Raw genomic sequence first — 3,504 nt, forward strand, 5'->3', positions numbered from 1 at the left:
CTTCCGATCTAAGCATTTTTGTTATTTGATTGAATCCAAAGTAAAAATTCCTCCTGAAAAATTAAAAACAGTGATTACTAAAGACAGCGAAGCTGAAACACACTTAAGAGATGAAGCTTTTCAGTGGCTAGCTTAAAATACTTTGTATTTTTTGCGTCATTTTATTTAATTCTGTCGTGTCACAAGTACAAAGAATGAAACGATCAGGTCTGATAATCATGATGTTTTGATCTCGAAAAACATCTGATTCTCCTGAAAAAAAGAGAGGTGGCGTGATGCTTCCTCTTATTTCTTTACTACCCGAAACAGTTGATAAATAAACATATCGGGTATCCAAACTGTCCCAGAATTGTCTTGATTCCTCTGATAAAACGGAATGGGGAGCACTATTTATTCCAATGATGGCAAATCCTTTGTCTAGGAAGTCATCCAGTAATCCTGAATGGCCATTTGAATCTTTTACTTCGGGTTGAGGCAGTAAATCGCCTGCAAAATCGGAAGGAATGACTATGCCATTTTCATATTTAGGCAGGGGTTTTATTTTGCGATAATAATTTGATTCAATACTTGCATTGCTCTGACCATTATCTGGTTCTCTTGCCAGATTTTGAGAGATTCGTTTGATGAATTCCATGATTTTTAGCATATGTTGTCGTCTTTCTTCTTCATAAGTATTGATAATGTTTTCATTCATTTTTCCTTGCAACACATAGGCTAGTTTCCAACATATATTGACTGCATCCTTGATTCCTGAGCACATGCCTTGACCGCCATAAGGGGGTACTAAATGTGCTGCATCTCCCAATAAAAATACTTTGCCGTCATTGAACTTATCAGCAATGCGAAAATGCAACGTATAGATACGTCGGCGAACGATTTCAGTATCCGTATTTTTCAATATGGGTTCCAGAATACCCCTGACTATAGGTTCATCTAAATCCCCCAGTGTGTATTCCTCGGTCTCGGTTAAAATCTCAAAACGTCTGAGACCACCTGGGGCGTTCAGAGAAGCCAGAGGCCTTTGACGGTCAGTTGCTTTTTGATATTCCTGCATATTTTTTCGTATGGCTTCTGAATCATTCAAGTCAACGACTAATGCTTCTCTTAGTGTGACTCCAGGCATATGAATGTCTGCCTGAACCCTGATGTCACTTTTTCCACCATCACAGCCAAGAAGATAAATGCAATGTACTGTTTCTCTTTTTTTATCGATTTCTATTTCGACAGCAATATTATTGGTATTTTTTTTATAGCTAATAAATTGAGAGTTTTTGATAAAGGTTACATGTGGGTATTGATTCAAGTGCTCACGTAATGCAATTTCCAGTTTAGGCTGTAAAAAAGAAGATAAAATAGGATAACCAAAACGCTTCATTTCAGGATCTGGTTCAAAGGAGCGGTAACCTGTCAAAGAGAAATACTCTACCTTGACCTCAGCCCGTTGCGACTGAATTTCTTCCTGGGTAAAGCCTGCTAATTGCACGCTGCGTAAGGCCTCATCATCTATACCTAAAGCACGTGGATAGGAGTAAGGAAGATCTTCTTTTTCTATCAGTAAGGTTTTTATCTGATATTGACCCAATAAATTTGCTGCAATCAATCCTACAGGTCCTGCGCCTACTATGATGACCTGCCAGGATTCGTTAAAAATAGCCATAACAGTCCCTTTGTTCGTGTACAATTGTTATTAATTATCAGCTCTGCGATCGAGCATAATTAACGTCTGTATTGCATACTCAACTCGAATAGTTTCGAGCATTTATTTTTGTGGTGGTAACAAAATATTTAATGTTCTGATAACTTCTTCCTCTGACATGGTTGCAATATTCGGAGGTAAATCTTCTTCTTTACCATTGATGCTTTTGTTCTTGGCAGCAATCAACTCCACGAAAAATCCGGCTATCTCTCTAATGGTCGGGTAATTAAACATAGTTGTATCCGGAATACTGATGCCCAGTTCATCCTCCAGCTCTTTTTGCAGTTTTATGGCGAGCAAGGATTCCATACCTAAATCGAAGAATCCTCTGTCGGGATCTGGTAATTGAGGCTCTGGGTAATTCAGGATGACAGCTACTTTCTGTTGAGAATAAAGCATCATTTTTTCCAGTTTGTCTGCCTCTGAAGCCATACTAATGGACTTGAGGAGCGTGGTCGCTGTGCCTTCTTTTTCCATCATGGCTGATGCCTGAGCCTTTAATGACACCGTAGATATAATCCCCATCCTGTATTGCTTGATCTTAAGACTTCAACACGACGGCTCCCACACCTTCTCCTGGCACCTCCCTCACCAAAAGCATGACAGAGACCATCACTGGCAAGAAATCCACCACTGCATAAGGTTGCATATTTGCTAGGGTGCAGGGTAAGGTTTGTTGCTCCAGCTATTGCCACAGAACATTCGCCACGTTGAATACTTTCACAAGCAAGATGGGCGGCATATAGTGATGATGAACAGGCTGTATCGAGGGGAATGCTGGGACCATGGAAGTTGAAAAAATAAGATACTCTGTTGGCTACTGAGAATATCTGGGAATCTACAACAGGCACCAGATTGTCATTGTGCATGGCTTCAGCACAAACGAGTTGGTAATTGTTAAAGGATACGCCAACAAACACACCTACCTGATCAGAACAGCCTTTTTTAACCAGGGTTTCTGGTGTATAACCAGATGCCTCTATGGATGACCAGACACATTGCATGAACAATCGTTCCTGTGGATCCATGAATACAGCATCTTTTGGGGATATATGAAATAAATCGGCATCAAATGTGTCAGTATTTTCTATAAATCCCCCCCATTTGCAGTAAATCTTGCCGCTGGTGATATCGCATTTATCTTTTATTTCTTCATAATATTTCTTATTTTCCCAGCGAGACTCAGGAATTTCAGTAATGCAATTTCTTCCTGCCTTCAGGTTTTCCCAATATTCAATAGCGTTTTTAGCCTCAGGAAACTGGCCGGAATAGCCTATGATTGCTATATCAGTTGATGTTTTATGCCTTGTATCTGTCTCAGGCATTGTCTGGGTTAGTGGATTTGTCGTTTTATTGCTATCAGATAAAAACTGCAGCGTGTTTGTATGATTTTTTATGGAATAATCAGCCAATTCAGAGGCGGTATGATAAGTGAAAAACAAGGTGGTGGGTAGTTTGCCAAAATGGGTTTCCAATGCTTGATTCAGGCGGGTTATCATGATGGAATCAATGCCGTATGCTTCAAAATTTGCTTCTGCATCTATCCGCGAGATATCAATTTTAGTGGCTTCAGCAATAATCTTTCGTACAAAATTGACGACTTGTTCTGAGAATTGATGTTCATTGTTCTCAAGGGAATGGGCAGGCTTGGTAAGCGTAGGTGTAGATAAAAGCCAGTAACGTTCTTTGGAAAAAGGATAGGTTGGCAGGCCTGTTTTTTTCGGTTTTTCATCTTCATAAAGTAACGCCCAAGTCCATCCTTGACATAACCCGATGCACACGCATGAGCACGTACAATAGTTGCATCT

3 protein-coding genes are annotated in these 3,504 nt (G+C 40.0%); all 3 read right to left on the bottom strand.

Features of this window, described 5'->3' with window-relative positions:
- Nucleotides 1–127: 127 nt before the first annotated feature.
- Nucleotides 128–1,657: an FAD-dependent monooxygenase gene (locus Q0495_RS16550; protein ID WP_298628380.1), complete on the bottom strand. Its 1,530-nt coding sequence runs from the start codon at nt 1,655–1,657 to the stop codon at nt 128–130.
- 102 nt (nt 1,658–1,759) lie between these two features.
- Nucleotides 1,760–2,221 (bottom strand): acyl carrier protein, encoded by a 462-nt coding sequence (locus Q0495_RS16555; protein ID WP_298628381.1) that lies wholly within the window; start codon nt 2,219–2,221, stop codon nt 1,760–1,762.
- Nucleotides 2,194–3,504, bottom strand: a 1,311-nt coding sequence (locus Q0495_RS16560; RefSeq protein ID WP_298628383.1) for a beta-ketoacyl synthase N-terminal-like domain-containing protein, incomplete at its 5' end; no start/stop codon positions are given. The genes Q0495_RS16555 and Q0495_RS16560, both read right to left, overlap by 28 nt.

Origin of the sequence: uncultured Legionella sp. (genome assembly GCF_937871865.1) — a bacterium.
In the GTDB taxonomy this organism is placed as follows: domain Bacteria; phylum Pseudomonadota; class Gammaproteobacteria; order Legionellales; family Legionellaceae; genus Legionella.

Excerpts from the sequence above, each read along its gene's own strand:
- Q0495_RS16555 (WP_298628381.1), bottom strand. The coding sequence starts at position 2,221 with ATGGGGATTATATCTACGGTGTCATTAAAGGCTCAGGCATCAGCCATG.
- Q0495_RS16550 (WP_298628380.1), bottom strand. The coding sequence starts at position 1,657 with ATGGCTATTTTTAACGAATCCTGGCAGGTCATCATAGTAGGCGCAGGA.